This is a genomic window from Flavobacterium sp. GT3R68, from assembly GCF_007109225.1.
GTDB lineage: Bacteria > Bacteroidota > Bacteroidia > Flavobacteriales > Flavobacteriaceae > Flavobacterium.
Genome location: NZ_VJZK01000002.1, coordinates 391,106 through 415,692, shown reverse-complemented (window position 1 = coordinate 415,692; position 24,587 = coordinate 391,106). Strand labels below are relative to the sequence as shown.

Here is a 24,587-nt window from a genome sequence, read left to right as displayed (position 1 = left end):
GTATTTGTTTAAATTTAAGGGAATTAACTAATTACCCGAATTGTGTTTTTTACTTTCTCAGCAATTTTTCGTGCTTCCTGAAGATCCTGGTTCACTATGGTAACATGGCCCATTTTTCGGAAAGGACGTGTTTGTTTCTTTCCGTAGATATGTGGAGTCACTCCATTCCATTCTAAAATTTTCTCAATGTTTTCATAGATTACATCTCCGGAGAATCCTTCTTCACCAACCAAATTTACCATAATTCCTGCAACTTTACTGTCAGTGTTTCCAAGCGGTAAATTTAAAACCGCACGCAAATGCTGTTCGAATTGCGAAGTATAACTTGCTTCAATAGAATAATGACCCGAATTGTGTGGGCGTGGGGCAACCTCATTCACAAGGATTTCGTCCTCGGTAGTCTGAAACATTTCGACAGCCAACAATCCGACATGATTGAATTTTTCCGAAACATCCAATGCGATGGCTCGTGCTTTCTCAGCAACTTTTTCATCAATCCTTGCCGGACAAATGACATATTCTACTTGATTAGCTTCAGGATGAAATTCCATTTCGACCACCGGATAGGTTTTGATTTCTCCAGAGGCATTTCGGGCAACAATCACGGCCAATTCATTTTTGAACGGAACCATATGCTCTGCAATGCATTCCACATTGGCTAAATTGTCCAGATCAGACATTTGTCGGATAACTTTAACGCCATTTCCATCATATCCAAATTCCGAACATTTCCATACAAAAGGAAGTGGTGTCTTGAACTCAAGAATGTCAACGATTAAACTTTTTAAATCCGGGAAGCGTTTGTAATCTGCAGTTGGAATTTTGTTTTTGGTATAAAAATCTTTCTGTATGCCTTTATTCTGAATGAGTTTCAGGGTTTTTGGCGAAGGATAAACTTTTAAACCTTCTTTTTCTAATTTCTCTAATGCTTCAAGATTGACCAATTCGATTTCGAAAGTCAGTACATCAACTTTTTTGCCAAAATTATACACCGTTTCGAAATCCATTAAATCGCCTTTGAAGAAATGATTACAGGCTATTTTGCAGGGCGCCTCGTCACTGGGATCGAGAATATAAGTCTGAATGTCAAATTTTCGGGTGTCAAATAGCAGCATTTTACCAAGTTGTCCGCCACCTAAAATTCCCAATTTAAAATCGGAAGAAAAATAATTCATTGTGTAGTTGTTTGTTATCAGCAAAGATACTTTATAATGGTTGAATAGGAAAACGCTATTTCAGTTTCTTTAAAACTTCCCTCGCAGACGCTTTGTATCCGGCGGATTGACCGGCGTAATCCTTATTAATAATGTTGCGTAATTCTTCATTTATCCACGGGTTTTTTTGAGCAAAATGGCCAAGGGTTTTCATGGCGTATACTTTTGGTGCGACCCGTTCGTCCCGGATGAGCCAATCCAGGCAGATTTCGATAATTTTTTCTTGCTGGGTTTCAGTGAGTTTTATTTCTGTTGCCGTTCCCAGGAAAAAAGCAACGCGCGACATACCTCTGATAGCTGATTCATTTTTAATAGTTGAAAATTCGTCACATATAATATTTTTAAAATCAGAAAGAAGTTCAGTTTTCGTTTCGGCAATAATTTCCAGAATCTACACTCCTTTATAATGGTTTTTGTAATTCGTATTTAAGGCAATCGTGCACAATTCAGACAGATATTCCGGATTGTGAAGCACAAAATCCCGTAATCCGTTTCTGCAGTTGGTACTGGCATTGCTGGAGTCGATTCTTTTATAAAACTGATTTTCCATAGTTTTACTCCGTACTGTTCGCCCCGTTGGGCTCGAGTCAAAAATAATTAAAATCTGCGGACAGAACATTAACAACTGAATACTAATTCAGTATCTTTGCGAATTATTTTAAAACCGAAAAAAGGTGATACAACTTCACGATAAACAATTTGTTCCGTTTATTTCTGCGAAAGAAATAGATTTTGCACTTGCCACAATGGCCAGTCAGGTGGAAGCCGACTTTGCCGATGAAACTCCCATTTTTATTGGTGTTTTGAATGGTTCATTTATGGTGGTTTCTGATTTTATGAAGCATTACAAATCGCCCTGCGAAGTGAGTTTTATCAAATTGGCTTCCTATGAAGGTACTTCTTCCACGGATCAGGTAAAACAACTGATTGGATTGAATGAAGATTTAACCGGGAGATCGGTAGTGGTAATTGAAGATATTGTGGATACCGGGAACACTTTGGCAGAATTGAAAGACCTTTTCAAAAGGCAGAATGTGAAACATTTCAAAATAGCTACGCTGTTTTTTAAACCGGAAGCTTATAAAAAAGACATCAAAATTGATTATATTGGTATTCGCATACCGAACAAATTCATTGTAGGTTTCGGATTGGATTATGACGGATTAGGGAGAAACCTGCCGGAAGTATATCAGCTAAAATAAAATTTAACTACGCAACACTCATCATGATTAACATTGTATTATTTGGAAAGCCGGGCGCCGGAAAAGGGACTCAGGCAGAATTTTTGAAAGAAAAATATAATTTAACACACATTTCAACGGGCGACATTTTCCGTTACAATATTAAGAATGAAACGCCACTAGGGATTGAGGCAAAAAGTTACATCAACCGCGGGGATTTGGTACCGGATGAAGTAACAATAAAAATGCTTCAGGATGAGGTGGAAAGACATACCGATACAAATGGTTTTTTATTTGATGGTTTTCCAAGAACGCTGGCACAGGCTGATGCTCTGGATGCTTTTTTAGCTTCAAAAGACTGGGAAGTTACCGCTACAATTGCTTTGGAAGCTGATGATGAGGTTCTGGTACAACGATTGCTCGAAAGAGGAAAAACCAGCGGTAGGGCAGACGATCAGGATGTCGAGAAAATCAGAAACCGTTACCAGGAATACAATGAAAAAACAGCTCCTTTAATAGAGTATTACCATAAACAAAATAAATTTTTTCCGGTAAACGGAATTGGGTCTATATCTGAAATTACCGAGCGCTTAAGCGGAGTAATCGCAAATCTTTAAAGAGCCACGTTTTCTAAACATATATGGAGATAGCAATAATATTTTTTCTAATTATCCTTAACGGTGTGTTTTCCATGTCGGAAATCGCGTTGATTTCGGCTCGCAAAAACCGTTTGGAAAATGCCGCCAAAAAAGGCAATAAAAGTTCGCAGGCTGCATTGGAATTAGCCAATTCTCCGAACAAATTTTTATCTACGGTTCAAATCGGAATCACGTTAATTGGAATTCTAACCGGTATCTTTAGTGGGAACAAAATCACTACTGATGTTCAATTGTTTATTGAAGGATTCGCGAGCTTAAGACCTTTTGCGAACTCGATTGCCGTGGGTATTGTCGTAGTAACACTGACTTTTTTCTCTTTGGTTTTAGGTGAATTATTACCGAAACGAATTGGATTGAATCATCCCGAAGCCATCGCTAAAGCGGTTGCAATACCGATGAAAGTCATTTCGATCATTACGGCGCCATTTATTTGGTTGCTGACCATCTCTACAGAATTTTTACTAAAGGTATTAATGATCAAACCTTCGGCCGATGGTAAAGTTACCGAAGAAGAAATCAAGGCCATTATCAAGGAAGGAACTGAAGGTGGCGAAGTACAGGAAATTGAACAGGATATTGTGGAGCGTGTGTTCCATATTGGAGACCGGAAAGTCAATTCATTGATGACGCACCGGAAATCAGTGGTTTTTTTACCGCTGCATGCCAATAAAGTACAGGTAAAGGAATTTATGTCTAAAGAACTGCATTCGGTTTATCCCGTGTACAGTGACAATTATGACAACATTGTTGGTGTCGTGAATCTCAAAAGTATTTTTTCTCATATTGATGACGATAATTTCGATTTGGCGAATATCATTACGGAAGCTCCTTTTATCATGGAACAGACTACGGCTTACAAAGCTTTGGAAAACTTCAAAAACAGTGGAATTCATTATGCTTTTGTATCCGATGAATATGGCGTTTTTCAGGGGATTATCACATTAAATGATATTCTTGAAGCCTTGGTTGGAGATGCTTCTGATTTTTATAAAGATGATTTTCATCTGGTGGAAAGGGAGGACGGAACATGGCTGGTTGACGGGCACTATTCGCTGCACGATTTTTTAACGTATTTCGAATTGGATGAATTGATCAACGATTATGAAGTAACTACGGTTAGCGGACTGATAATGACCGAGCTCTCCCATATTCCAAGACAGGGAGAAAAATTAATCTGGCAGAAATTTGAGCTCGAAGTGATTGATATGGATGGTGTAAAGATTGATAAGGTTATGGTAAAGGCATTGCAAAAATAATATAGCAGACAGATTCGATTTTAATTAAACGACATCTGAAAACTGAATACTTAAAAAAATGACTGAAGGGAATTTTGTAGATTACGTAAAAATATATGTTTCGTCGGGTAAAGGCGGAAAAGGATCTACGCACTTGCATAGAGAAAAATTTATAGAAAAAGGAGGACCGGATGGTGGAGACGGAGGCCGTGGTGGTCACGTTTATCTTGTTGGAAATAAAGGATTGTGGACGTTGTTCCACTTAAAATTTGCCAAACACGTTAAAGCAGGACATGGTGGTGATGGTGGTGGCGACAGAAGTACCGGCGCAGACGGAGATGATAAATATATTGAAGTGCCTTTAGGAACTGTTGTCCGCGATAAAGAAACCAATGAAATCCTTTTTGAAATTACAGAGCACGGCGAAAAACGTATTGTTGCCCGTGGTGGAAAAGGAGGATTAGGAAATTGGCATTTTAGAAGTTCGACCAATCAGACGCCAAGATATTCACAGCCTGGATTGCCATCGGAAGAAATCGATATGATTTTGGAGCTGAAAGTATTGGCAGATGTTGGATTAGTAGGTTTTCCAAATGCAGGAAAATCGACATTGTTATCCGTGCTGACGTCAGCAAAACCAAAAATTGCCGATTACCCTTTTACAACCTTAAAACCAAATTTGGGAATTGTTGCTTACAGGGATTTTCAATCGTTTGTGATTGCCGATATTCCTGGAATTATTGAAGGCGCTGCAGAAGGAAAAGGATTGGGGCATTATTTCCTGCGCCATATTGAACGAAATTCTACGCTTTTGTTTTTGGTTCCAGTGGATACACCGGATATAAAAGGGGAGTATGATATTTTGGTAAACGAATTGACCAAATACAACCCGGAGATGTTGGATAAAGAGCGTATTGTCGTGATTTCAAAATGTGATATGTTAGACGATGCTTTAAAAGCAGAACTGAAAGCAGAACTGGATGTTTCGTTTAAAGACATTCCCTACATGTTTATTTCGTCGGTAGCCCAACAGGGATTGCAGGAATTGAAAGACAAATTATGGCAAATGCTGAATACTGAAGAGTAAAATTTAGACAGTACTAATAAAAAAGGTTTCAATCAAATTGAAACCTTTTTTATTTAGTACTTACACTAATGTTGGTATTCTCAAAACCTGACCGGGGTAAATTTTATCAGGGTCCGAAAGCATCGGTCTGTTGGCTTCAAAAATGAAATCGAATTTTTTTGCGTCTCCATAATATTTTTCAGCGATTTTAGAAAGCCAATCACCAGATTCAACCGTATGATATTTAGATTCCGGCGAGGATGTTTTAACGGTCATTAGGTTGTCGACAGTAGCGACGCCTTCAACATTCCCAACAGCCAAAACAATTTTTTCAGAATTCGCCTGGTTTTCCACCTCACCCGTCAAAACCACATCGTCGCCCCTTAATGCAATCTTAATTGTCTTAAATGGTAATCCAAGTCCTTGAACATAACTTAACAGAGCACTCGCTTTTAATTGTGCTTTTTCTTCTTCAGGTGCTTCGGTTTCTTTTTTTTCGAATATTTTAGCTCCCACCCCTTTGATAAATGAAAATAATCCCATAATTATTGTTTGTTTAGTTGAAGATTAAATTTAAGAAAAAATTTCCATTTTGGACTAGTATAATTGCTGCAAATACGAAATCTAATTGACCAATCAATTCACATTTATGGAATTGGCTTTTTGTATTTTGGTCTTCGACACTATTTTCAGGGCACTTCAAAAAAATAAATATCACTAATTCAGCACAATTTGTTATAAAATTATTGCATGAGTGAATGATTGTAATATATTTGCCCAACTTAACCAACTAATGTATACAATGAAATTGAATTTACTTATTTTGTTTTCGCTTCTAAGCGTTTCTGTTTTTGCACAACACAGAACTTGCGGTAAAGATGCCAAAATGCAGCAAATTATGTCGGATCCTATTGCGAGACAGCAATATTTGGAACGCCAGTCAAAATTTGAAATTGAGTACCAAAAATTGCTAAATCAGCAAGCAACAACTGAAAGAAGTCCACAAGCTACAATTACGATACCCGTTGCAGTACATTTTCCTTCAGTTTCCAATGCTAGTAGCGTAACGATTAAAGATTGTTTCAGAGCTTTAGCACAAACCCAGATAGACGTGATTAACGCGGATTATAATGCTTCAAATACAGACATTTCTAACTGGCCGGCTGCCAGCGCGTTTTATCCGGGTGTAAATACAGGCAACCTTAATGTACAATTCGTTATTGCTACTCAAAATCATCCGGCGGGAACAGGATTGGTAAATGGTGACAAGGCTGTTACTTTTGGAACTGACTTTTTAGGTGGAGCTGATTCTGACGCAACCTGGGCAGGTTACATGAATTTCGTTGTTAGGGATGAAGGTGCGTCTATTTTAGGATATTCTCCACTGGCAGGTTCCCCAGCAGCAGGTCAAACTGTTGTAATGAACACGTTTTGCTTTGGGACAGGCAGCGGCTGTACTGGATATCAGCCACAAGCACCGTTCAATTTAGGAAGAACAGTAACGCATGAATTAGGGCACTTTTTTAACTTAGATCATACATTTGGAGGTAGTTGCAGTCCAGCGGGCACCAGCTGTACAACACAAGGCGACAAGATTTGCGATACTCCAAGGGTTACTAATGAATCGTATGGTTGCCCAGCAGCAGGCTCGGTAAATGCTTGTGCTTCATTAAAATCATTAACCATGAATTATATGGACTATGTGGATGATCCGTGCATGTATATGTTTACACAAGGACAAGCCACAAGAGCTCTTGCTTATATCAATTCCATAATAGCTGAATTCAAACCTAATACTTTACTTAGTACTAATACGGCATCATTAAGTAAATTCGCTATTTATCCAAACCCGAATAAGGGAAGCTTTACAATCCAATTTGCTGATTTAGTAAGTAATTATTCCGTTAAAGTTTGCGATCAAACTGGTAGAATAGTTTTTGAAAATGAATTTACAAATAACAGTAATTTAAGCGAAAAATTTAATTTAAATGAGACTGCCGCAGGAATCTATTTTGTTACTGTAAAAGCAGACAATACTGTTACAACTAAGAAAATCATAATCGAATAATAAAGATTATATCTTTTATAAAAACCTTTCTTTTGAAAGGTTTTTTTATTCCTGAAAGTTAAAATTTTCTTAAGGTTAAATATTTACAACCTATAATTTTCAGCCAACTACAAAAAAAAGTATATTCGCAGCACTAAAAACAGTATCAAATTATGAAAAAATTACTTTTGTCCCTAATCGTGGGTATTATGCTTATTCCAACAAGCGTAAAAGCCGACGAAGGAATGTGGTTTTTAATGTTCATCGAGCGTTTGAATCACCGCGATATGCAAAAAATGGGCTTGCAACTGACAGCCGAAGAAATTTACAGTATCAATCATCACTCTTTGAAAGATGCAATTGTTCAGTTTAATGGTGGTTGTACTGCCGAAGTAATTTCAAAAGACGGATTGGTTTTAACAAACCACCACTGTGGATATGACGCTATCGCTGAATTGTCTTCTGCAGAAAAAAATTATCTGAAAGACGGGTATTGGGCAGAAAACAGAAAGGCTGAAATGAAACCTTCAAGTTTATATGTTCGTTTCTTTGTTCGTATGGATGATGTCTCTAAACGTATTTTATCAAAAGTAAATGATAAAATGACGGAAGCAGAAAGAGAAAAGGCGGTTAACCAAGAAATTGCGTTAATCGAAAAGGAAAACAACGAAGGTGGAAAATATACCGTATCAGTGCGTCCTTTCTTCCAGGGAAATGAATATTACTATTTTGTTTACCAGGATTACAAAGACGTTCGTTTGGTAGGTACGCCTCCCGAAAGTCTGGGTAAATTCGGTGGAGATACTGACAACTGGGAATGGCCACGTCACACAGCGGATTTTTCTATGTTCCGTATCTATGCAGATGCTAACGGAAATCCATCTGATTATTCTCAGAATAACGTTCCTTTAAAACCAAAACATTACTTACCGGTTAATTTAAGCGGAGTAAAAGAAGGTGATTTTGCAATGATTTTAGGATATCCTGGAAGAACTAACCGTTGGATGCCAGCAGGTGGAATTGAGCAAAACGTGAAATTTGCATATCCCGCTTTCGTTGAAGGTTCAAAAGTAGGAATGGACAAAATGAAAGTATACATGGATAAAAGTGAAGCACTGAACCTTGTCTATGCTTCTAAATATGCAGGTGTTGCCAATTACTGGAAAAACCGTCAGGGAATGATTGATGCATTGACTAAATTTGGTACCGCAAAATCAAAAGCTGTTCAGGAAACCAAATTCAACAAATGGGCCAACAAAAAAGAAAATAAAGCGAAATATGGTAATGTAATTGCCAATATCAATAAATTCTACTCCTTGACCAACGAAAAAGCGCGTCATGACAACTACCTTCAGTTATTGTTCAGAGCTTCTTCTTATGGAACTATCGGAAGAACTTTAGGGAAACAATTGGAAAATTACGCCAAAGCAGATGTTGCGAAGCGTAAAGAAATGTATCCAAAATTAGTTGAGACGGCTGACGAATTCTTCAAAGAGGTTCATATTGCTGCTGAGAAAGATATTATGGCTGCCGAATTGAACTTGTATGCTACCAAATCAAAAGGATATGCAATTGCTCCAATGGTTGAAAAAATTGGAAAAGAAAACAATTACGATTACACTAAATTTGTAAACGCTGCTTTCGATTTAAGTATTTTAACTTCTCCGGAGAGATTCAAAGCATTTTTGGAATTGCCAAGTGAAACGATGATTACCAATGACCCATTGGTACAATTGTCTAACGACATGATTACACATTTGGGTTCAAAATCGGATGAAATTGCAAAAGCACAGAATGATTACGGATCTTCATTCCGTTTGTTGGTGGAAGGATTGCGCGAATCAAAAATCGGAACTATTAAATACCCGGATGCTAATTCAACGTTGCGTTTAACGTATGGTAAAGTTCGTTCGCTGCCTGCAGATAAGCGTAATGATGCAAAAGTGAATAACTATACGACTATGGACGGTATGGTTAAGAAATATAAAAAGGGAGATGAGGAATTTGATTTACCGGTTCGTTTGATTGATATGAACAAAGGAAAAGACTATGGTCGTTTTATAGACAAAGATGGTTCAATGCACGTAAATTTCCTTACTGATAACGATATTACTGGTGGCAACTCTGGTTCACCGGTATTGAACGGAAAAGGAGAACTAATCGGTTTGGCATTCGACGGAAACATTGAAGCTATGGCTGGTGACGTAATCTTTGATTCTAAATTACAAAGAACAATCAATGTGGATATTCGTTATGTGTTATGGGTGATTGAGAACTTCTCAGGCGCTAAACATATCGTTGATGAAATGACATTGGTGAAGTAATTCACAACGTATTAAAAACTGAAACCGTTCCGAAAGGAGCGGTTTTTTTGTTTAAAATAGAGCATTATTGCTTTCATTTCTTTATTTTTGGTAAATGAAGGTGAAACTCCTCTTGTACGTTTTGCTTTTGGCACCATTTCATCTTTGGTCCCAATCCGATTTCGAAGCGATCAAAAAGCTTTTCGATCAGGGAAAATATGTGTTGGCTAAACCTCAATTGGAAATCTATTTACAGGAAAATCCAAACCATACCCAGACTATTGAATATTTAGGAGATATTGCAATCCATAACAAACAATGGGATGAGGCTATTGCCTATTTTAAGAAATTGAAGAACCAATTCCCCAAAAAAGCGAATTATCAATTCAAGTACGGTAAATCATTAGGTATGAAAGCGAGAAGCGGAAACAAACTCAAAGCTTTAAGCATGGTCGATGATATCAAAACCGCTTTTGAAACCGCTGTAAAATTAGATCCCAAACATGTTGATGCACGCTGGGCTCTAGTAATTGTTTACACGGAATTACCTGGAATCGTAGGCGGAAGTGAAGTAAAAGCACAGAAATATTCGGATGAATTGATGAAGATTTCTCCCGTAGACGGCTATCTCACCAGAGGATACATATCTGAATATCATAAACGATATAAAGACGCAGAAAAGCATTACCTAAAAGCCATTGAAATTGGGCAGTCCAAAGTAACCTATCAAAAGTTGGCCGACTTGTATAAAAACAAAATGAATTCGCCCGAAAAAGCAAAACAAATATTAGATTTGTATCAAAAGAAAAAATCATAAAAATGCGTACCCATTTTATAGCCATCGGCGGAAGCGCCATGCACAATTTAGCCTTGGCATTACACAATAAAGGATATCAAGTTTCCGGAAGTGACGACGCTATTTTTGAACCATCCAAATCCCGATTGGAAAAGAAAGGCCTGATGCCTCAGGAACTTGGTTGGTTTCCTGAAAAAATCACATCAGATCTTCAAGCGATTATTCTTGGTATGCATGCCAAAGCGGATAATCCCGAGCTGTTGAAAGCACAGGAATTGGGCCTGAAAATATATTCTTACCCTGAATTTTTATACGAACAATCCAAAAATAAAACACGCGTCGTAATTGGCGGTTCTCATGGAAAGACCACCATCACTTCGATGATTCTTCATGTGATGCATTTCCACAACATTCAAGTTGATTATATGGTGGGAGCACAGCTCGAAGGTTTCGACACGATGGTACATCTGACGGAAGAAAATGATTTTATTGTCCTGGAAGGAGATGAGTATCTGTCATCACCGATGGACCGACGTCCTAAATTCCATTTATACCAACCCAACATCGCTTTGATTTCCGGAATTGCCTGGGATCATATTAACGTGTTTCCAACTTATGAGAATTATGTGGATCAATTTGAGATTTTTATCCAAATGATTACCAACGGAGGAATCCTTGTTTATAATGAAGAAGATCCGGAAGTAAAACGAGTGGCGGAAGCGGCTACGAATCCAATCCGAAAATTAGCCTACCATACACCAAAATATTCGGTTGATAACGGGATAACCTTATTGGAAACTCCGGAAGGGGATATGCCAATTGAGGTCTTTGGAGCGCATAACCTGAATAATCTCGCCGGAGCCAAATGGATTTGCCAGAACATGGGCGTGGATGAAGCCGATTTCTATGAAGCAATCGCCAGTTTTAAAGGTGCTTCGAAAAGATTAGAAAAAATAGCCGAAAGCAAAACAAAAGTGGCTTACAAAGATTTTGCGCATTCACCAAGTAAAGTAGCGGCCACCACCAAAGCCGTAAAAGAACAATATCCGACGAGGACTTTAGTTGCGTGTCTGGAGTTGCACACTTACAGTAGCCTGAATGCCGAATTCTTAAAGGAATATGAAGGAGCTCTCGAATTTGCCGATGTTGCCGTGGTTTTCTATTCGCCCGATGCCGTAAAAATCAAGCAATTAGAGGAAGTGACTTATGAACAGATTTCGCAATCTTTCAAGCGTGACGATTTGATTATTTATACGAATCCAAAAGATTTCAAGGATTATCTGTTTAACCGCGATTTGGATAATTCTGCTTTACTCTTGATGAGTTCCGGAAATTATGGCGGATTGAATTTTGATGAGGTAAAAAAGCTAATTCTTAATTAGGTATTTTTTCTCCATATTTATAATGCCCAACAATTTTATAAGCGAACAAGCAATCTTCCAGAACTTGTCCGCCTCCCACATTATGAACAATCATCGGTCGTTTCCCGTCCGGTGATTTTTTATGTGTGATAATTCCAATGTGAGGCAATTTGATAGTGATCATCCAGGTCACCATTTCGCCGGTTTTATAATCGTCAGGATTAGTTGTTACGATTAATTTTTTTCCTTTTCTGCTAAAAAATACTTCCAGGTTTGGTACTCGCCGATGATCAATATTGGTGTCCGTTTTCCTTAATCCCCATTTTTTCATATTCGGATACTGGGCAAAGTGTCCTTTCATGTCTTCGTGAACTTCCTTCTGCAGGTCAATGCCTAATTTCCGATAGGAGCGTATAATTACATCAGTACAAACTCCTCTGTCTTTTGGAACATCGCCGTTTGGATATTTCATGGCAACATAACTGGGATCATAAATCACATGGTCCTTAGTAATTGTTATTGCGGCATTCGATAATTTTTGATAGAAAGTACTGTCGCTTGAAAAATTCAGAAACAACAGCAAAATCGAGGTTAAGTAAAATGCTTTCATTATTTTAGATTTTTATTTAATAACGACAGAAAATATATCTAAGTACACGCCATGGAAGAAAACAATTCATTTTCAATTAAGTATTGGGCAGAGGATGACAAGCCCAGAGAAAAACTGATGCTCAAAGGAAAAGCATCGCTCAGTGACGCCGAACTGATAGCCATTCTGATAGGTTCCGGCAGTCGTAATGAAAGCGCGGTGGAATTAAGCAAACGGATTCTTGCGAGTGTCAACAACAATCTGAATGCCATCGGAAAATTATCAATCCAACAGTTGGTTGGCTTCAAAGGGATTGGTCCGGCCAAAGCCATTTCAATTGTTTCAGCAATGGAACTGGCGCGAAGGAGAAGGGGAGAAGAGGCGGTAGAATTGGATAAAATAACGTCCAGCAAATCCATTTTTGAAATGATGCAGCCTATCATCGGCGAACTATCGCATGAGGAATTTTGGATAGTGTATTTGAATAATTCCAATAAGGTCATCTCAAAATCACAACTGAGCAAAGGTGGAATCACGGGAACTTTAGTCGATGTACGATTAGTCTTTAAAACGGCTTTGGAAATGACAGCGACAGCGGTAATTTTGTGTCACAATCATCCGTCAGGGGCACTGAAACCAAGTGATGCGGATGTTCAGATTACTAAAAAATTAAAATTTGCAGGAGAAAGTTTGGATATAAAAGTGTTGGACCATTTGATTGTAACGGAAAACAGTTACTTTAGCTTTGCAGATGAAGGAATCCTGTAGAATTAAACTCCGAATCATGAATAAAATATTGGTCCTATTGTTTCTTTGTTGCGGTACTCTTATGCATGCCCAGCTAATCAAAAATGGCTATTCCATAAAAGGAGTGGTGGAAGGAGATTATTCCGATTATATATACCTTAGGGCATACGGATCGGACTATATCAAAGACAGTTGCCTTGTAGTGGATAAAAAATTTAATTTTTCCGGTAAATTGGCGAATGCCGCGCAAGCATCGTTGACATTGAAGCCAACCTCTACAGTAGCTTTGTTTTATCTGGAAAACAGCCCCATTGAAATCACGGTAGCGACCTCGGTTTTTAAAAACGGAAATGAAGACATCAATGATATAGAAATTAAAAAAATCTCCGGCTCGAAGACCCAGGAACTGATGGCAGAAATTGACGACTATCAGAAAGTAATTGAAAAGAGTTCACTCTCCAAAGAAGAAAAAAACAAAAAAATATTCAAGAAATATTATGAATCCGTAACCGGAAATCCGGATTATCCGATTTTGGATTTCCTTGTAGTAAAATCAAAAAAAACAGGATTATTGTCAGTAGACCAATTAAAGGATTTGTCTGCCGTAGTGGTTAAAAAGAAGAAAAAAGAAATTGAAAAAGACAGTCTGATTATCCGGAATAATCCTAAACTTTCTAAAAAATTGGCAGAAGGAAAGCAATTGGAAAATTTTACTCTTCCCAACCAATTTGGAAAAAAAATAAACATCAGTGATTTCAAGGGGAAATTTGTATTGATCGAATTTTGGGCCTCTTGGTATAAACCGACCAGAGTCAACAATAAAGAATTGGTCAAAATATATGAAAAATGCAAAAGCAAAAATTTTGAAATTGTCAGTATTTCGATTGATACCTATGATGGGAATTGGAAAAAAGCATTGGAAAGCGATAAGCTTACCTGGACTAATTTGATTGAGACTGGCGGTTGGGAAGGCAAAGTCACCAAGCAATTTGAAATCAAGGGAATTCCTTTAAACATCCTGATAGATAAAAACGGAAAAATAGTAGCAGTCAATCAGCGGGGAGATTTTCTTTTGGAAAAGCTGGACTATTTTTTGATTGTAGATTCGAATAAATAAATCAAAATGAAAATTTCAGATATTTTTTTCGATTTGGATCATACGCTGTGGGATTTTGAAAAGAATTCGGCTTTGGCATTTGAAGCCATTTTTAAAAAACATAATATCGAAGTCGACCTCGGGTTATTTCTGACGCATTATGTTCCGATAAATTTAAAATATTGGAAATTGTACCGTAAAGAATTGATTACCCATAATCAATTGCGATTTGATCGGCTGAAGGTTACTTTTGACGCGATAAAGTATGAAATCGAAGATGAAAAAGTAGTATTTTTGTCGCTGGAATACATTCATTATTTGCCCCAATTCAACCATTTGTTAGATGGTGCCATTGAACTTTTGAATTATCTGCAGCCAAAATACAAATTGCATATTATTACAAATGGGTTTGATGAAATTCAGAAAAACAAACTGGATAATTCCAATATCAGCCATTATTTCCAAACGGTAACGAATTCAGAAATGGTCGGAGTTAAAAAACCAAACCCGATTATTTTTGAATATGCATTAAAAAAGGCTCAAGCCAAAAAAGAAAACAGCATCATGATTGGTGACTGCATCGAGGCTGATGTTCAGGGCGCTTTGGAATTTGGTCTGGATGCCATATTGTTCAAGGAAAACGGTTTGCAAATTGATCCTGATATAAAACAGGTTTCCCATTTATTACAATTAAAAAATTACCTTTAAACATGAAAAAATATTTAGTAGTGCTTTTAGTGCTGACTTCCGGTCTTGGATTTTCGCAGTCCATTAACGATTATAAATATGCTATCGTCCCTTCCAAATTCGCTTTTTTAAAAGAAAAGGATCAATACCGGATGAATACGATGACCAAGATGTTTATGGAAAAATATGGTTTTGTTACCTATTTTGGTACTGATATTTTGCCTGCGGAAGTGGCCGATCAGAATTGCAATAAGGTATATGTCGACGTGGAGAGCCACGGTACAATGTTTATGACCAAACTGAATGTGGTTCTGAAAGACTGCAAAAACAATGTCTTGTTTACATCGGCAGAAGGAAAAAGCAAGGAAAAAGCATACCAGATAGCCTACAATCAGGCACTCCGGGAAGCTTTCAGTTCATTTGATGCTTTAGGCTATAAATACAATGGTTCGGTGACCAGCGTGGAAACTGTAGTGGTGAAAACCACAAATGATGGTGCGACCATAAAAAAAGAAGTGGTTCCAGTAAATGCCAATACTTCGAATGGTGGGGCTGCCTTGTTTGCGCAACCGATAGAAAACGGATTCCAATTGATTGACAGCGCCCCGAAAGTGGTCTTAAAAATTTACAATACCTCTGTAAAAGAAATTTACATTGCTGAGGGCAATCAGGGAAAAGGAATTCTGTATTTCAAAAATGCGGATTGGATTTTCGAATACTATGTGGGAGGCAAATTAATGTCCGAAACTTTTAAAGTGAAATTTTAATACCCGTATTTATCTTTCCAACGGTTTTTAAGGAATTCACGTGTGGAGTTTTCTCTTGAATTGTTTCCGGGATTGTAAATTACCGTTTCAGAAAGAGCGTCGGGCAGAAATTCCTGATTAGCAAAATTATTGGCATAATCATGCGAATATTTGTATTCCTCACCATATCCCAATTCCTTCATTAATTTAGTGGGCGCATTCCGCAGATGAATCGGCACCGGTAAATCGCCGGTTTGTTTGACCAATTGCTGTGCCTGATTGATGGCCATGTAACTCGCATTGCTTTTTGGTGATGTCGCCAGATAAACCGCACATTGGCTCAGGAGAATCCGGCTTTCGGGATAACCGATGGTCGACACGGCCTGAAAGGTATTGTTGGCCATAATAAAAGCCGTGGGATTCGCATTTCCGATATCTTCGCTGGAAAGAATTAGCATCCGGCGTGCTATGAATTTTACATCTTCGCCACCTTCAATCATCCTCGCCAGCCAATAGACCGCTCCGTTGGGATCACTTCCCCGAATCGATTTTATAAATGCCGAAACGATGTCATAATGCTGTTCACCAGTTTTGTCATATAAAACTGTATTTTGCTGCACCAACTGTAAAACTTTCTCGTTGGTTATCAAAATTTCATCTTCATTGGATGCGTTTACGACCAGTTCAAAAATATTTAATAGCTTGCGTCCATCGCCGCCGGAAAGTCGCATTAAAGCTTCGGATTCATGTAAATTAATTTTTTTCTCCTTCAAAAACATATCCTGGGTCATGGCGCGCTGCAATAAAGCTTCCAAATCTTCTCTCGAAAACGGATTCAGGATGTACACCTGACAACGCGACAGTAAAGCGGGTATAACCTCAAAACTCGGATTTTCAGTCGTGGCGCCTATCAAAGTAATCCATCCTTTCTCTACTGCGGCCAACAACGAATCCTGTTGCGATTTGCTGAATCGGTGAATCTCATCAATAAATAATATTGGATTTTTTGTGGTAAACAACCCGCCACTCTGTTTTGCCTTTTCAATCACATCGCGAATGTCTTTTACCCCAGAATTGATAGCGCTCAATATGTAAAAAGGGCGTTTGGATTCCTGCGCAATAATCTGCGCCAACGTCGTTTTTCCGGTTCCGGGCGGTCCCCAGAAAATTAAGGACGGAATAATCCCTTTCGCGATTTGCTGCGTCAGTGAGCCGTTTGGTCCTACAAGGTGCAGCTGACTCAGGTAATCTTCTAATTTCTGCGGACGGATCCGTTCTGCTAAAGGTGCTTCCATGTTGTAAAATTAATGATTTTTTAATTTTTTGGAGCGGTAATTTCTGGCATTTTAACAAATCATTTTCCTGCTCTCGCTTTTATCCGCGTAAAAAAAACGCGGGATATCAGCTCCATCAGGGCTAGGGACTTTTTGTAGGAATTACGATAATTAGTAATGAAAATTGACGTTAACTGACAAAATAGCACCTGTTTTGGTTTGGTTATATTTTTGAGATAGAATAAACAATAATTGTTTAATTCCCAAAATCCATGAACGACAATCATTTTCAATTTTCCCCTTCGGTTTTGATATTGCCTTTCTTCTCCGTACTGCTGTTGTGGGTCGTTTTCTGGATTGAATACCGTTTTAATGTAGATTTTGGCGTATGGGGTATTTTTCCCAGAACGTTCGAAGGATTACGGGGCGTGCTTTTCAGTCCGTTTATTCACGGAAACATTGAGCATTTATATAACAATTCCATTCCGCTGCTAATTCTTATTGCAGCACTGCGCTTTTTTTATAAGGAACTCACTTTTAAAATATTGGGATTTGGGATATTGGTTTCCGGATTGCTGACCTGGGTAATAGGGCGGGAGTCTTATCATATCGGAGCCAGCGGTTTAATTTATGTGCTGGTCAGTTTTATCTTTTTCAAAGGCATGATGACCAAGTATTATCGATTGGTGGCGCTTTCGCTGCTGGTGATAACTTTTTATGGAAGCTTGGTCTGGTATGTGTTCCCCAATGTTGAAGAAGGCATTTCCTGGGAAGGGCATTTGGCGGGATTAATTACCGGATTTGGTTTTGCGGTCGGTTTCCGCACACCCGAATATAAAAAACTGATTAAATACGATTGGGAACGGCCCGATTTCAATGCTGATCAGGATAAGTTTTTACAGCGGTTTGATGCCCATGGCAATTTTGTCAATTTGCCGAAAGACGAATTCTTGGAAGAATTTCAGGATGTGGCGCCTTATAATTATTATATTTCGAATATGCCTGTAGTCTATGAAATAATCGAAAAAGAGAAAAATAATAAACCAAAAAATGATTGCTCCAATAGCCCCGGTTAGTTCACCTAATGTTTATTTAATTTTGTGTTCAGTGAATTTCATTTGCGCCGGTAGCTCCGCAATGTAATGAAGGTTTAAATGCAATAGCGGGAATGACATCCATAAAAAAAACCGAAACTCTCGCTCCGGTTTTTAACAATATTTGTATTTTGAGTATATCTATAGAGGATTATGCTTTTTTACAGCAATTATCTAAATTTTCGTAGGCTTTGCTATCGGCTTTAATATCGTCTGCATCATAACCCAGTTTAGAAATTTCCTTTTTTATAGTTTCTAAATTTGTTTTTTTAATATTATAATAAACAGTGATTGTCATTGCTTTTTCATCAAGTTCGTACATCTTTACACCGTAAATTTTCAACATTTTCGTTTGAAAATTTTTACCACAGGTCTCACATTCTTTGCAATGATCACAATAAATATTCGTTTTAATTACAGATATTGCTGTCTTTTTTTCTTGCGCAAAGGAAAAAGTGAGTGTAGATATTGTGAGAATGAATGCAACGAGCAAAGATTTTAAATGTTTCATTTTCATATATTTAGTGTTTTAGGGGGTCTAACTTCTTTGACGAACGGCTTCGTATAAAAAGGCACCGCAAGCCACAGAAACGTTCAGAGAACCGATAGTACCGAACATTGGTAATTTGGCTTTCTCATCCACAATTTTAAGAACAGAAGGATTTACACCGCGATCTTCCGACCCCATTATAATCGCTACAGGTTCATTTAATGAGATGTCATAAATATTTTGGTCTGTTTTTTCGGTTGCGGCCACGGTTTTGATACCGCTTCCCTGCAATAGGAAAATAGCATCTTTGATATGTTCTACTTTACAGATAGGAATATTAAATACAGCTCCTGCTGAGGTTTTTACGGTATCGCCATTCACAGGTGCTGAACCTGCTTTTTGGACAATGATTCCATTGACACCGGTGCATTCTGCAGTTCTTATGATAGCTCCAAAATTACGCGCATCCGAAATTTGATCCAAAATTAGAAAAAGAGGTTTTTTACCATTTTCCAGTACAGTTTCGATCAGCGTTTCTAAATCAAAAAAGGAGATAGGGGAAATACTGGCGACGGCGCCCTGGTGGTTGTTTGGAGTCAGTCGGTTCAGTTTTTCAACTGGAACATAGGAGAAGTTCACGTTATTGCGCTTCATCACTTTCATCAAATCTTTCATTAATTCGCTTGAAGCGTCTTTTTGAATGAAGACTTTATCTACTTCTTTGCCAGATTGTACGGCTTCAATTATTGCTCGTATTCCAAAAATAAGGTGTTCTTTTTCCATGGCGCAAAGTTATAAAAAAAAACCATCCGCCTACGCGGATGGTTTAAAGAAATAACTCAAATAAAACAAATTTTAGTTTACATCCCAAAAGACATTACCTCTTAGTCTGTCTTCGCCCATTGCAGTAACAGCGGCCTGATAATTTTCACCATTAACAGTACGTTCGGTTGAAGGGTAAGTAAGTCGAGTAGGTACCTGACCATTTGCAGCGGCTACAGCATTTGCAGGCGCTACTAGTGTCGGGAAGTCTAATCTTCTGTAGAAATTCCATGATTCAAACCCTCTATTGAAAAGTGCAATCCATGCCTGTGTTCCAATTTTTTGTTGCCATGTTCCAGTTGCAGTTGTATAGGCAACTTCCGGTTTTAGTAAATAAGCATCAACACCTGCTACACCCCAGTATTCAAAAGAAGATCGGATAGCATTATTGTAATAATATTCGGCAGTGTTTCCAACATTGAAACCTCTGGCTGCGGCTTCTGCTAAATAAAAATTAACTTCAGTCGCTTCGAAAAGCTCTGCAGGTAAGTCGGCAGCTCTGAATTTGTCACCAATTTGAGAAAATGCCGTGAAATCATTATTGGCAGCGCCATAAATCCCTCCAATATAAATTCCGCTATCGTCTACATCGTTGAAGTATACCGCGCGGCGCGGATCATCTAAGGTATTCATCACATTAACTAGAGTGTTAGCTGCAACGAAATCATTTCTATTGCTGGCCTCTAAATCTCCATATATAGGATTGTAATTAGGGGCAGCAGCAGGATAATTAAAGGTAGCATTCTGAGTATTCGTTAATATCACTCCCGCAGCGTATGCAGCTTCGACTGTCGATTGTGCTAAAGCTGGGTCAAAATCAGATAAATTAATTCCTAATTTCAGCTTTAGTGTATTTGCAAACAGTTTCCATTTTTGGACATCGCCATTAAATAAAACATCTCCTGTGATAAAAGATCCTTCTGTATCGTCAAGATTAGCGATAGCAGCGTCCAATCTGGTTATTAATTTTGGATAGATGGTTGCATCATCATCATAACGAGGTAATTTTATAGCAGGTAAAGTCAAAGCATCAGTATAGGGAATATCGCCATAAGTATCAACTAAAATCTGAAAGGTGTATACCTGAAGAATCTCGATGATAGCAAGTTTATTCTGCTGCTCGACTGAAGCACTCTCTGTAGTTATTACATCTTTAGCTGATTCTAAATTTCCAAGCACATTTCGGTACAATGCATCCCAATGATTATCCGATACTTTTCGGGTAGTCAATCTATATCTTGATTCATCATTATATGTAGTTTGCGCCCAATATTGGGAGAAAAAACGAAATGGATTTAAGTTGACACTTGGAGTAGTCATTTGATTTACCAACTCTAATTGAGAATTGGTGAATAAAGTTTCGGCTGGCACATTATATGAAGCATCTTCATTATTGTTGAAGTCTTCAGTGTTGTTATTGCAACTTGTTAGTAGCACTAACAGCGTTACGATTGAAAATAGCTTTTTCATATTAGAAATTTACTTTAACGTTAAACGAATAAACTTTTTCAGAGGGCATAACTCCCGACTGATATCCTTGAATATTACCTGATGATGTACCAGCTTCTGGATCAGCAAATGGAAGTTTTTTATCAATGATCCATAGATTATTACCTAAGAAACTAACTGACATTCCTTTAATAGCGGTTCTCTCTAATAGTTTTAATGGCACAGTATAGGTCAATCCAACTTCTCTAAGTTTTACATATGAAGCATCGTATATAAATGCTTTATTAGGTGCAGCCCCACTACCAAATGCGGCCCCAGCTGTTGAAGCATCGATTCTAATGTCGTTAGGAGTTCCATCTTCAAACACTCCATCCAAAATCACACCACCACTGTCAGGACCGCCAGTTAATGGATCTCTAATTGGGTTCCCTAAGTCATTATTTCCATCTGAACCAGCTAATACACCCGTATACTGACCGTATTCCTGATCAAGTGAGAATAAATCACCTCCTTTTTTAATGTCAATAAGAAAATTAAATGAAAGGTTTTTATAGGTAATTCTATTGGTTATACCAGCAATCCAATCTGCTTGAATATCACCCAATACTTTGTCATCCTCAGTTACGTAAAATCCATCTTCGTCAATTACTTTGTTGCCATTGGCATCATATACGAAATCCGAACCTCGTAGTGTCCCATAAGGTTGTCCTACCGTCGCATTTAAAGAAACCCCACTTTGGAAAGTTGCTAATTGCAGGTTTGATCTGCCTTCATCTAATTTAATTAATTCATTCTCATTTTTAGACCAGTTAACCCCAATCATCCATTGAAAATTTTTATTTTTAACTGGGTACCCGGATAGAGCAACTTCAATCCCTTGGTTTTGAAGCTCACCTGCATTAATTTGTGAGCTTGCATAACCGGTTGATGAAGATTGAGGTACATTGATAACCTGATTGAAGGTATTTGTTTTGTATACTGACATATCGAAATTAAACCTCCTGTTGAGCAGCGCTGCTTCCAATCCAAATTCCCAGGACTTTTGGTTTTCATTTCTCAGTTTGTCATATTCAACAAAAACTGCACTATTTCCAAAAGTAGGATTGCTGCCTACTAATCCATTATTCAGCCTTGCCCCAAGTCTCCCGTTTGCCGGGTCATTTCCAACTTCGGCATAACTAGCTCTTAATTTACCTAAATCAAGCCAATCTTTTTTGAATATTTCTGAAAATAAAAAGCTGGCGCCGATAGAATAGTAAGAGTAATTATCGTGATTTGGATGTAATGCAGTTGTGTTATCCAGTCTGTATGAACCTTCTAAATATAAAGTTTTTTTGAAATCCAAAGAAAGTTGACCGAATACCCCAAATTTTTCATAATTGTACTCTTCTTCTACAGGAGCAACAAATACGTTCGAATTTGCCAGAGTATATAAATTAGGTGCTGCTAATCCGCCAGTGGTCGAGCCTTCAAATTCGTCAACTTTTGCTTTGATAAATGAAGTTCCTCCTAAAAGTTTAGCTCCAAAATCGTCATTTAATTTAAAATCGTATGTAGCTAGAAAATCATAAGTTGTTTGTAGGAAACTCCGAGTATAAAGATTGTATCCGGAGGTTTCATCTAATTGACTCAGGCCGAATTCTTCTGCGTGACTGCCGACAGCTTTGCGCATTTCTTGTCTATCATTCGATGTGTCGACTGTAACGCGACCTAAAACATTCAAATCTTTAGTAAGATCATAACTTATATTACCACCAGTAATAATTCGGGTTCTTTCATCAGAAGAGTAATTTTGATATCTGTCCCAGTATGGGTTGTTCCAAAATGCTGGCGATAAGTCTCCCCCTGTTGGATCAGCCATATTCCATGTAACATTTTGATGGTTTCTGAAATATTCTTGCTGTAATTCTTTGATATCAACATTTACCGGCCACCATTGTCGGAAGCTTCCCATCAAGTTGTCCCCATATCCCACATTGTTTCTACCAACAGTAGATTGATCTGTGAAAGTTAAAAAAGCGGCAACATTTAATTTTTCAGATAACTTTCTTGAAAAATTACCATTTAAATTATTTCTGTTTAACCTACTGTTAGGTAATATTCCGGTTTCGTAGTTGTTTGCAAAACCAAAATTAAAAGTAGATTTGTCATCTCCTCCATTTAAATTAAGACTGTTAACAACTCCAAGTGAATTTTGGAAAAATTTTCCAGGATCATTTTTTGCCGCCACCCAAGAAGTTGGTTGACCGAAATTAGGATTTCCTTCAACAAATGCATTCCATTGATATACCATCAAAGCGGGATCAAAGGCATTTCCATAAGATGCATCATCTCCTGATGGAGCCAGCAAATCATCAACGCCATCCCCATTTACATCTGCAGGTATAAAACTGTCCGGTCCGGCATATCCTTGTCCGTATGTTTTTTGGTACTTGGGAAAAGTGTCCTTGTCATACATTCCTGTAGAAGTGGTTGAACTGAACGTAATGCCCAGACCTGTGTTTTGTTTTCCTTTTTTAGTGGTAATCATTATCGCGCCATTAGACGCCTGACTGCCGTATAAAGCTGTCGCTGCAGCCCCTTTAAGGACTGTTAAAGATTCGATACTATTTGGGTCAATATCAGAAGCGGAGTTTCCAAAATCAAATCCGTCTCTTCCTTTTCCGGCATCTGCTGTATTTAAATTGGCGTTGTTAATTGGCACACCATCAACTACCATTAAAGCTTGGTTGTTTCCCGTTATACTTTTCGTACCTCTCAACACGATATTACTGGAGCCACCAAAATTAGCATTTTTTCTAATTTCCAGGCCGGCAACTTTACCTGCTAAATTGTTTATAAAGTTATTGGTTGGGGTTTGATTGAGATCACTTCCCTCAAGCTTTTGTGAAGCGTATCCTAAAGCTTTTTTCTCTCTTTTAATACCTAAAGCCGTTACAACGACCCCTTCGAGTTCAACTGCGTCGTCCTTCATTTGGACTTTCATGTTAGATGTTGCTGCCACTTCTTTTGTTTGCAGACCAAGATAACTGAATACTAATATCTGGCCCTGGTCGGCAACCATTTTAAAATTACCATCAAAATCAGTTTGAGTTCCGGTGGTCGCCCCTTTTAGAAGGACATTCACTCCTGGAATAGGTAATCCGTTTTGGTCAGTGACAATACCAGAAACAGTCTTTTCTTGTGCAAAACTCATCTGCACAAACAGCATCAGTATCGATGCTAAGAAAATCTTAAATTTTGATTTCATTGTTAATGATTTTTTGTTAGTTGTGCCAAATTTCCTAATAAAAAGTTAATTTTCCTAACAAAAATTAGTAAAATTTATCAGTATATCACATTTAATTGACGAAAAAAATAAATTTTACGGTTCTAATTGGCATAATTATAACATTGTTGAAGCTAATTTTTGGGTTATAAATTCTTACAAACAGTAACAAATACTGGCTTTACGGAGATTTTCGAAAATCTACCTTCTTTAAAAAAGAGCACAATGGGGTTTCTTAAAAATTTTATAAAAAAAAAGGAAAACAAGTGAATGTTTCCTTTTTAAAGCAAAAATATTTTATTTTTTCCTCTTCAGTTTTGGTATAAATTTTTTTTTCTTTACTGAAGGGTATCTAATTTTGCAACTAATTCAGTAGAAGTGAAATTTTCGATTGCCAAATCAATAGTGAAATCGCTTGCAGTTCCTTTCAGGTTTCTTCTGGAATACACCTTAATTTTGAAAT

The 24,587-nt window shown here is 37.8% G+C and carries 23 protein-coding genes; 13 read left to right on the top strand and 10 right to left on the bottom strand.

Translation table 11 applies throughout. The features are described from left to right. Nucleotides 1–23 precede the first annotated feature (23 nt). The 3 genes from FNW07_RS06300 to FNW07_RS13765 all read right to left on the bottom strand — a co-directional run bounded on the left by FNW07_RS06300 (nt 24) and on the right by FNW07_RS13765 (nt 1,764). On the bottom strand, nt 24–1,175 hold the full coding sequence (locus tag FNW07_RS06300; RefSeq protein WP_126744857.1) for a 5-(carboxyamino)imidazole ribonucleotide synthase: 1,152 nt from the start codon (nt 1,173–1,175) through the stop codon (nt 24–26). A 55-nt stretch (nt 1,176–1,230) separates the two neighbouring features. Next, nucleotides 1,231–1,500, bottom strand: a complete 270-nt coding sequence (locus FNW07_RS06295) for a hypothetical protein (protein WP_126744856.1) — start codon at nt 1,498–1,500, stop codon at nt 1,231–1,233. A 105-nt stretch (nt 1,501–1,605) separates the two neighbouring features. Next, on the bottom strand, nt 1,606–1,764 hold the full coding sequence (locus tag FNW07_RS13765) for a hypothetical protein (RefSeq protein WP_158626876.1): 159 nt from the start codon (nt 1,762–1,764) through the stop codon (nt 1,606–1,608). Nucleotides 1,765–1,888: 124 nt separating this feature from the next. On the opposite strand from FNW07_RS13765, the gene hpt reads away from it, so the two are divergent. The 4 genes from hpt to obgE are packed head-to-tail and all read left to right on the top strand — an operon-like array spanning nt 1,889 to nt 5,376. Next, on the top strand, nt 1,889–2,416 hold the full coding sequence (gene hpt, locus FNW07_RS06290; RefSeq protein ID WP_126744855.1) for a hypoxanthine phosphoribosyltransferase: 528 nt from the start codon (nt 1,889–1,891) through the stop codon (nt 2,414–2,416). A 23-nt stretch (nt 2,417–2,439) separates the two neighbouring features. After that, the gene (locus tag FNW07_RS06285) at nt 2,440–3,012 is read left to right on the top strand and encodes an adenylate kinase (RefSeq protein WP_126744854.1); all 573 of its coding nucleotides are present in this window, start codon (nt 2,440–2,442) and stop codon (nt 3,010–3,012) included. A 23-nt stretch (nt 3,013–3,035) separates the two neighbouring features. Further along, entirely contained in the window at nt 3,036–4,310 is a 1,275-nt protein-coding gene (locus FNW07_RS06280; RefSeq protein WP_126744853.1) for a hemolysin family protein, read from the top strand. A 58-nt stretch (nt 4,311–4,368) separates the two neighbouring features. Beyond that, nucleotides 4,369–5,376: a GTPase ObgE gene (gene obgE, locus FNW07_RS06275; protein WP_126744852.1), complete on the top strand. Its 1,008-nt coding sequence runs from the start codon at nt 4,369–4,371 to the stop codon at nt 5,374–5,376. Nucleotides 5,377–5,436: 60 nt separating this feature from the next. On the opposite strand, the gene lysM is transcribed toward obgE, so the two are convergent. Continuing rightward, nucleotides 5,437–5,898 (bottom strand): peptidoglycan-binding protein LysM, encoded by a 462-nt coding sequence (gene lysM / locus FNW07_RS06270; protein ID WP_126744851.1) that lies wholly within the window; start codon nt 5,896–5,898, stop codon nt 5,437–5,439. Between the two features lie 259 nt (nt 5,899–6,157). Between lysM and FNW07_RS06265 the strand changes: the two genes are divergently transcribed. The 4 genes from FNW07_RS06265 to murC all read left to right on the top strand — a co-directional run bounded on the left by FNW07_RS06265 (nt 6,158) and on the right by murC (nt 11,883). Next, a complete protein-coding gene (locus tag FNW07_RS06265; protein WP_158626875.1) occupies nt 6,158–7,423 on the top strand; it encodes a zinc-dependent metalloprotease in 1,266 nt (421 codons plus the stop codon). A 152-nt stretch (nt 7,424–7,575) separates the two neighbouring features. Beyond that, nucleotides 7,576–9,726: a S46 family peptidase gene (locus FNW07_RS06260; protein WP_126744849.1), complete on the top strand. Its 2,151-nt coding sequence runs from the start codon at nt 7,576–7,578 to the stop codon at nt 9,724–9,726. Nucleotides 9,727–9,820: 94 nt separating this feature from the next. Continuing rightward, the gene (locus tag FNW07_RS06255) at nt 9,821–10,522 is read left to right on the top strand and encodes a tetratricopeptide repeat protein (RefSeq protein ID WP_370511492.1); all 702 of its coding nucleotides are present in this window, start codon (nt 9,821–9,823) and stop codon (nt 10,520–10,522) included. Nucleotides 10,523–10,524: 2 nt separating this feature from the next. Further along, nucleotides 10,525–11,883, top strand: coding sequence for a UDP-N-acetylmuramate--L-alanine ligase (murC, locus tag FNW07_RS06250; RefSeq protein WP_126744848.1), 1,359 nt, complete (start codon nt 10,525–10,527; stop codon nt 11,881–11,883). Here the strand turns inward: murC and FNW07_RS06245 are convergent. After that, on the bottom strand, nt 11,876–12,472 hold the full coding sequence (locus FNW07_RS06245) for a DUF1287 domain-containing protein (protein ID WP_126744847.1): 597 nt from the start codon (nt 12,470–12,472) through the stop codon (nt 11,876–11,878). The two genes, murC and FNW07_RS06245, sit on opposite strands and share 8 nt — an antisense overlap. Before the next feature lie 51 nt (nt 12,473–12,523). Between FNW07_RS06245 and radC the strand changes: the two genes are divergently transcribed. Genes radC through FNW07_RS06225 form a run of 4 tightly spaced genes read left to right on the top strand, consistent with a single transcriptional unit; the run spans nt 12,524 to nt 15,748 of the window. Continuing rightward, complete coding sequence (radC, locus tag FNW07_RS06240) at nt 12,524–13,219, top strand: DNA repair protein RadC (protein WP_126744846.1); 696 nt, start codon at nt 12,524–12,526, stop codon at nt 13,217–13,219. 16 nt (nt 13,220–13,235) lie between these two features. Continuing rightward, nucleotides 13,236–14,315, top strand: a complete 1,080-nt coding sequence (locus FNW07_RS06235; RefSeq protein ID WP_158626874.1) for a TlpA disulfide reductase family protein — start codon at nt 13,236–13,238, stop codon at nt 14,313–14,315. Between the two features lie 6 nt (nt 14,316–14,321). Further along, nucleotides 14,322–15,002, top strand: coding sequence for a YjjG family noncanonical pyrimidine nucleotidase (locus FNW07_RS06230; protein ID WP_126744844.1), 681 nt, complete (start codon nt 14,322–14,324; stop codon nt 15,000–15,002). 2 nt (nt 15,003–15,004) lie between these two features. Then, complete coding sequence (locus tag FNW07_RS06225) at nt 15,005–15,748, top strand: hypothetical protein (RefSeq protein ID WP_126744843.1); 744 nt, start codon at nt 15,005–15,007, stop codon at nt 15,746–15,748. Here the strand turns inward: FNW07_RS06225 and FNW07_RS06220 are convergent. Beyond that, on the bottom strand, nt 15,745–17,022 hold the full coding sequence (locus tag FNW07_RS06220) for a replication-associated recombination protein A (RefSeq protein WP_126744842.1): 1,278 nt from the start codon (nt 17,020–17,022) through the stop codon (nt 15,745–15,747). The genes FNW07_RS06225 and FNW07_RS06220 overlap by 4 nt on opposite strands. Before the next feature lie 251 nt (nt 17,023–17,273). Here FNW07_RS06220 and FNW07_RS06215 point away from each other — a divergent pair, with 251 nt between their 5' ends. After that, complete coding sequence (locus FNW07_RS06215; RefSeq protein WP_126744841.1) at nt 17,274–18,077, top strand: rhomboid family intramembrane serine protease; 804 nt, start codon at nt 17,274–17,276, stop codon at nt 18,075–18,077. Between the two features lie 169 nt (nt 18,078–18,246). Here FNW07_RS06215 and FNW07_RS06210 read toward each other — a convergent pair whose 3' ends face one another. From FNW07_RS06210 to FNW07_RS06195, 4 genes are all read right to left on the bottom strand, one after another. Then, on the bottom strand, nt 18,247–18,606 hold the full coding sequence (locus tag FNW07_RS06210) for a cation transporter (RefSeq protein ID WP_158626873.1): 360 nt from the start codon (nt 18,604–18,606) through the stop codon (nt 18,247–18,249). Nucleotides 18,607–18,633: 27 nt separating this feature from the next. Beyond that, nucleotides 18,634–19,368, bottom strand: coding sequence for a 23S rRNA (guanosine(2251)-2'-O)-methyltransferase RlmB (gene rlmB / locus FNW07_RS06205; RefSeq protein ID WP_126744839.1), 735 nt, complete (start codon nt 19,366–19,368; stop codon nt 18,634–18,636). 72 nt (nt 19,369–19,440) lie between these two features. Then, nucleotides 19,441–20,877, bottom strand: a complete 1,437-nt coding sequence (locus tag FNW07_RS06200) for a SusD/RagB family nutrient-binding outer membrane lipoprotein (protein WP_126744838.1) — start codon at nt 20,875–20,877, stop codon at nt 19,441–19,443. A 1-nt stretch (nt 20,878) separates the two neighbouring features. Continuing rightward, nucleotides 20,879–24,106 (bottom strand): SusC/RagA family TonB-linked outer membrane protein, encoded by a 3,228-nt coding sequence (locus FNW07_RS06195; RefSeq protein ID WP_126744837.1) that lies wholly within the window; start codon nt 24,104–24,106, stop codon nt 20,879–20,881. Nucleotides 24,107–24,587 lie beyond the last annotated feature (481 nt).

Coding starts and splice junctions, on each gene's coding strand:
- FNW07_RS06300 (WP_126744857.1), bottom strand. CDS start 1,175: ATGAATTATTTTTCTTCCGATTTTAAATTGGGAATTTTAGGTGGCGGA.
- FNW07_RS06295 (WP_126744856.1), bottom strand. CDS start 1,500: ATGTCGCGCGTTGCTTTTTTCCTGGGAACGGCAACAGAAATAAAACTC.
- FNW07_RS13765 (WP_158626876.1), bottom strand. CDS start 1,764: ATGGAAAATCAGTTTTATAAAAGAATCGACTCCAGCAATGCCAGTACC.
- FNW07_RS06285 (WP_126744854.1), top strand. CDS start 2,440: ATGATTAACATTGTATTATTTGGAAAGCCGGGCGCCGGAAAAGGGACT.
- FNW07_RS06280 (WP_126744853.1), top strand. CDS start 3,036: ATGGAGATAGCAATAATATTTTTTCTAATTATCCTTAACGGTGTGTTT.
- obgE (WP_126744852.1), top strand. CDS start 4,369: ATGACTGAAGGGAATTTTGTAGATTACGTAAAAATATATGTTTCGTCG.
- lysM (WP_126744851.1), bottom strand. CDS start 5,898: ATGGGATTATTTTCATTTATCAAAGGGGTGGGAGCTAAAATATTCGAA.
- FNW07_RS06265 (WP_158626875.1), top strand. CDS start 6,158: ATGAAATTGAATTTACTTATTTTGTTTTCGCTTCTAAGCGTTTCTGTT.
- FNW07_RS06260 (WP_126744849.1), top strand. CDS start 7,576: ATGAAAAAATTACTTTTGTCCCTAATCGTGGGTATTATGCTTATTCCA.
- FNW07_RS06255 (WP_370511492.1), top strand. CDS start 9,821: ATGAAGGTGAAACTCCTCTTGTACGTTTTGCTTTTGGCACCATTTCAT.
- murC (WP_126744848.1), top strand. CDS start 10,525: ATGCGTACCCATTTTATAGCCATCGGCGGAAGCGCCATGCACAATTTA.
- FNW07_RS06245 (WP_126744847.1), bottom strand. CDS start 12,472: ATGAAAGCATTTTACTTAACCTCGATTTTGCTGTTGTTTCTGAATTTT.
- radC (WP_126744846.1), top strand. CDS start 12,524: ATGGAAGAAAACAATTCATTTTCAATTAAGTATTGGGCAGAGGATGAC.
- FNW07_RS06235 (WP_158626874.1), top strand. CDS start 13,236: ATGAATAAAATATTGGTCCTATTGTTTCTTTGTTGCGGTACTCTTATG.
- FNW07_RS06230 (WP_126744844.1), top strand. CDS start 14,322: ATGAAAATTTCAGATATTTTTTTCGATTTGGATCATACGCTGTGGGAT.
- FNW07_RS06225 (WP_126744843.1), top strand. CDS start 15,005: ATGAAAAAATATTTAGTAGTGCTTTTAGTGCTGACTTCCGGTCTTGGA.
- FNW07_RS06220 (WP_126744842.1), bottom strand. CDS start 17,022: ATGGAAGCACCTTTAGCAGAACGGATCCGTCCGCAGAAATTAGAAGAT.
- FNW07_RS06215 (WP_126744841.1), top strand. CDS start 17,274: ATGAACGACAATCATTTTCAATTTTCCCCTTCGGTTTTGATATTGCCT.
- FNW07_RS06210 (WP_158626873.1), bottom strand. CDS start 18,606: ATGAAACATTTAAAATCTTTGCTCGTTGCATTCATTCTCACAATATCT.
- rlmB (WP_126744839.1), bottom strand. CDS start 19,368: ATGGAAAAAGAACACCTTATTTTTGGAATACGAGCAATAATTGAAGCC.
- FNW07_RS06200 (WP_126744838.1), bottom strand. CDS start 20,877: ATGAAAAAGCTATTTTCAATCGTAACGCTGTTAGTGCTACTAACAAGT.
- FNW07_RS06195 (WP_126744837.1), bottom strand. CDS start 24,106: ATGAAATCAAAATTTAAGATTTTCTTAGCATCGATACTGATGCTGTTT.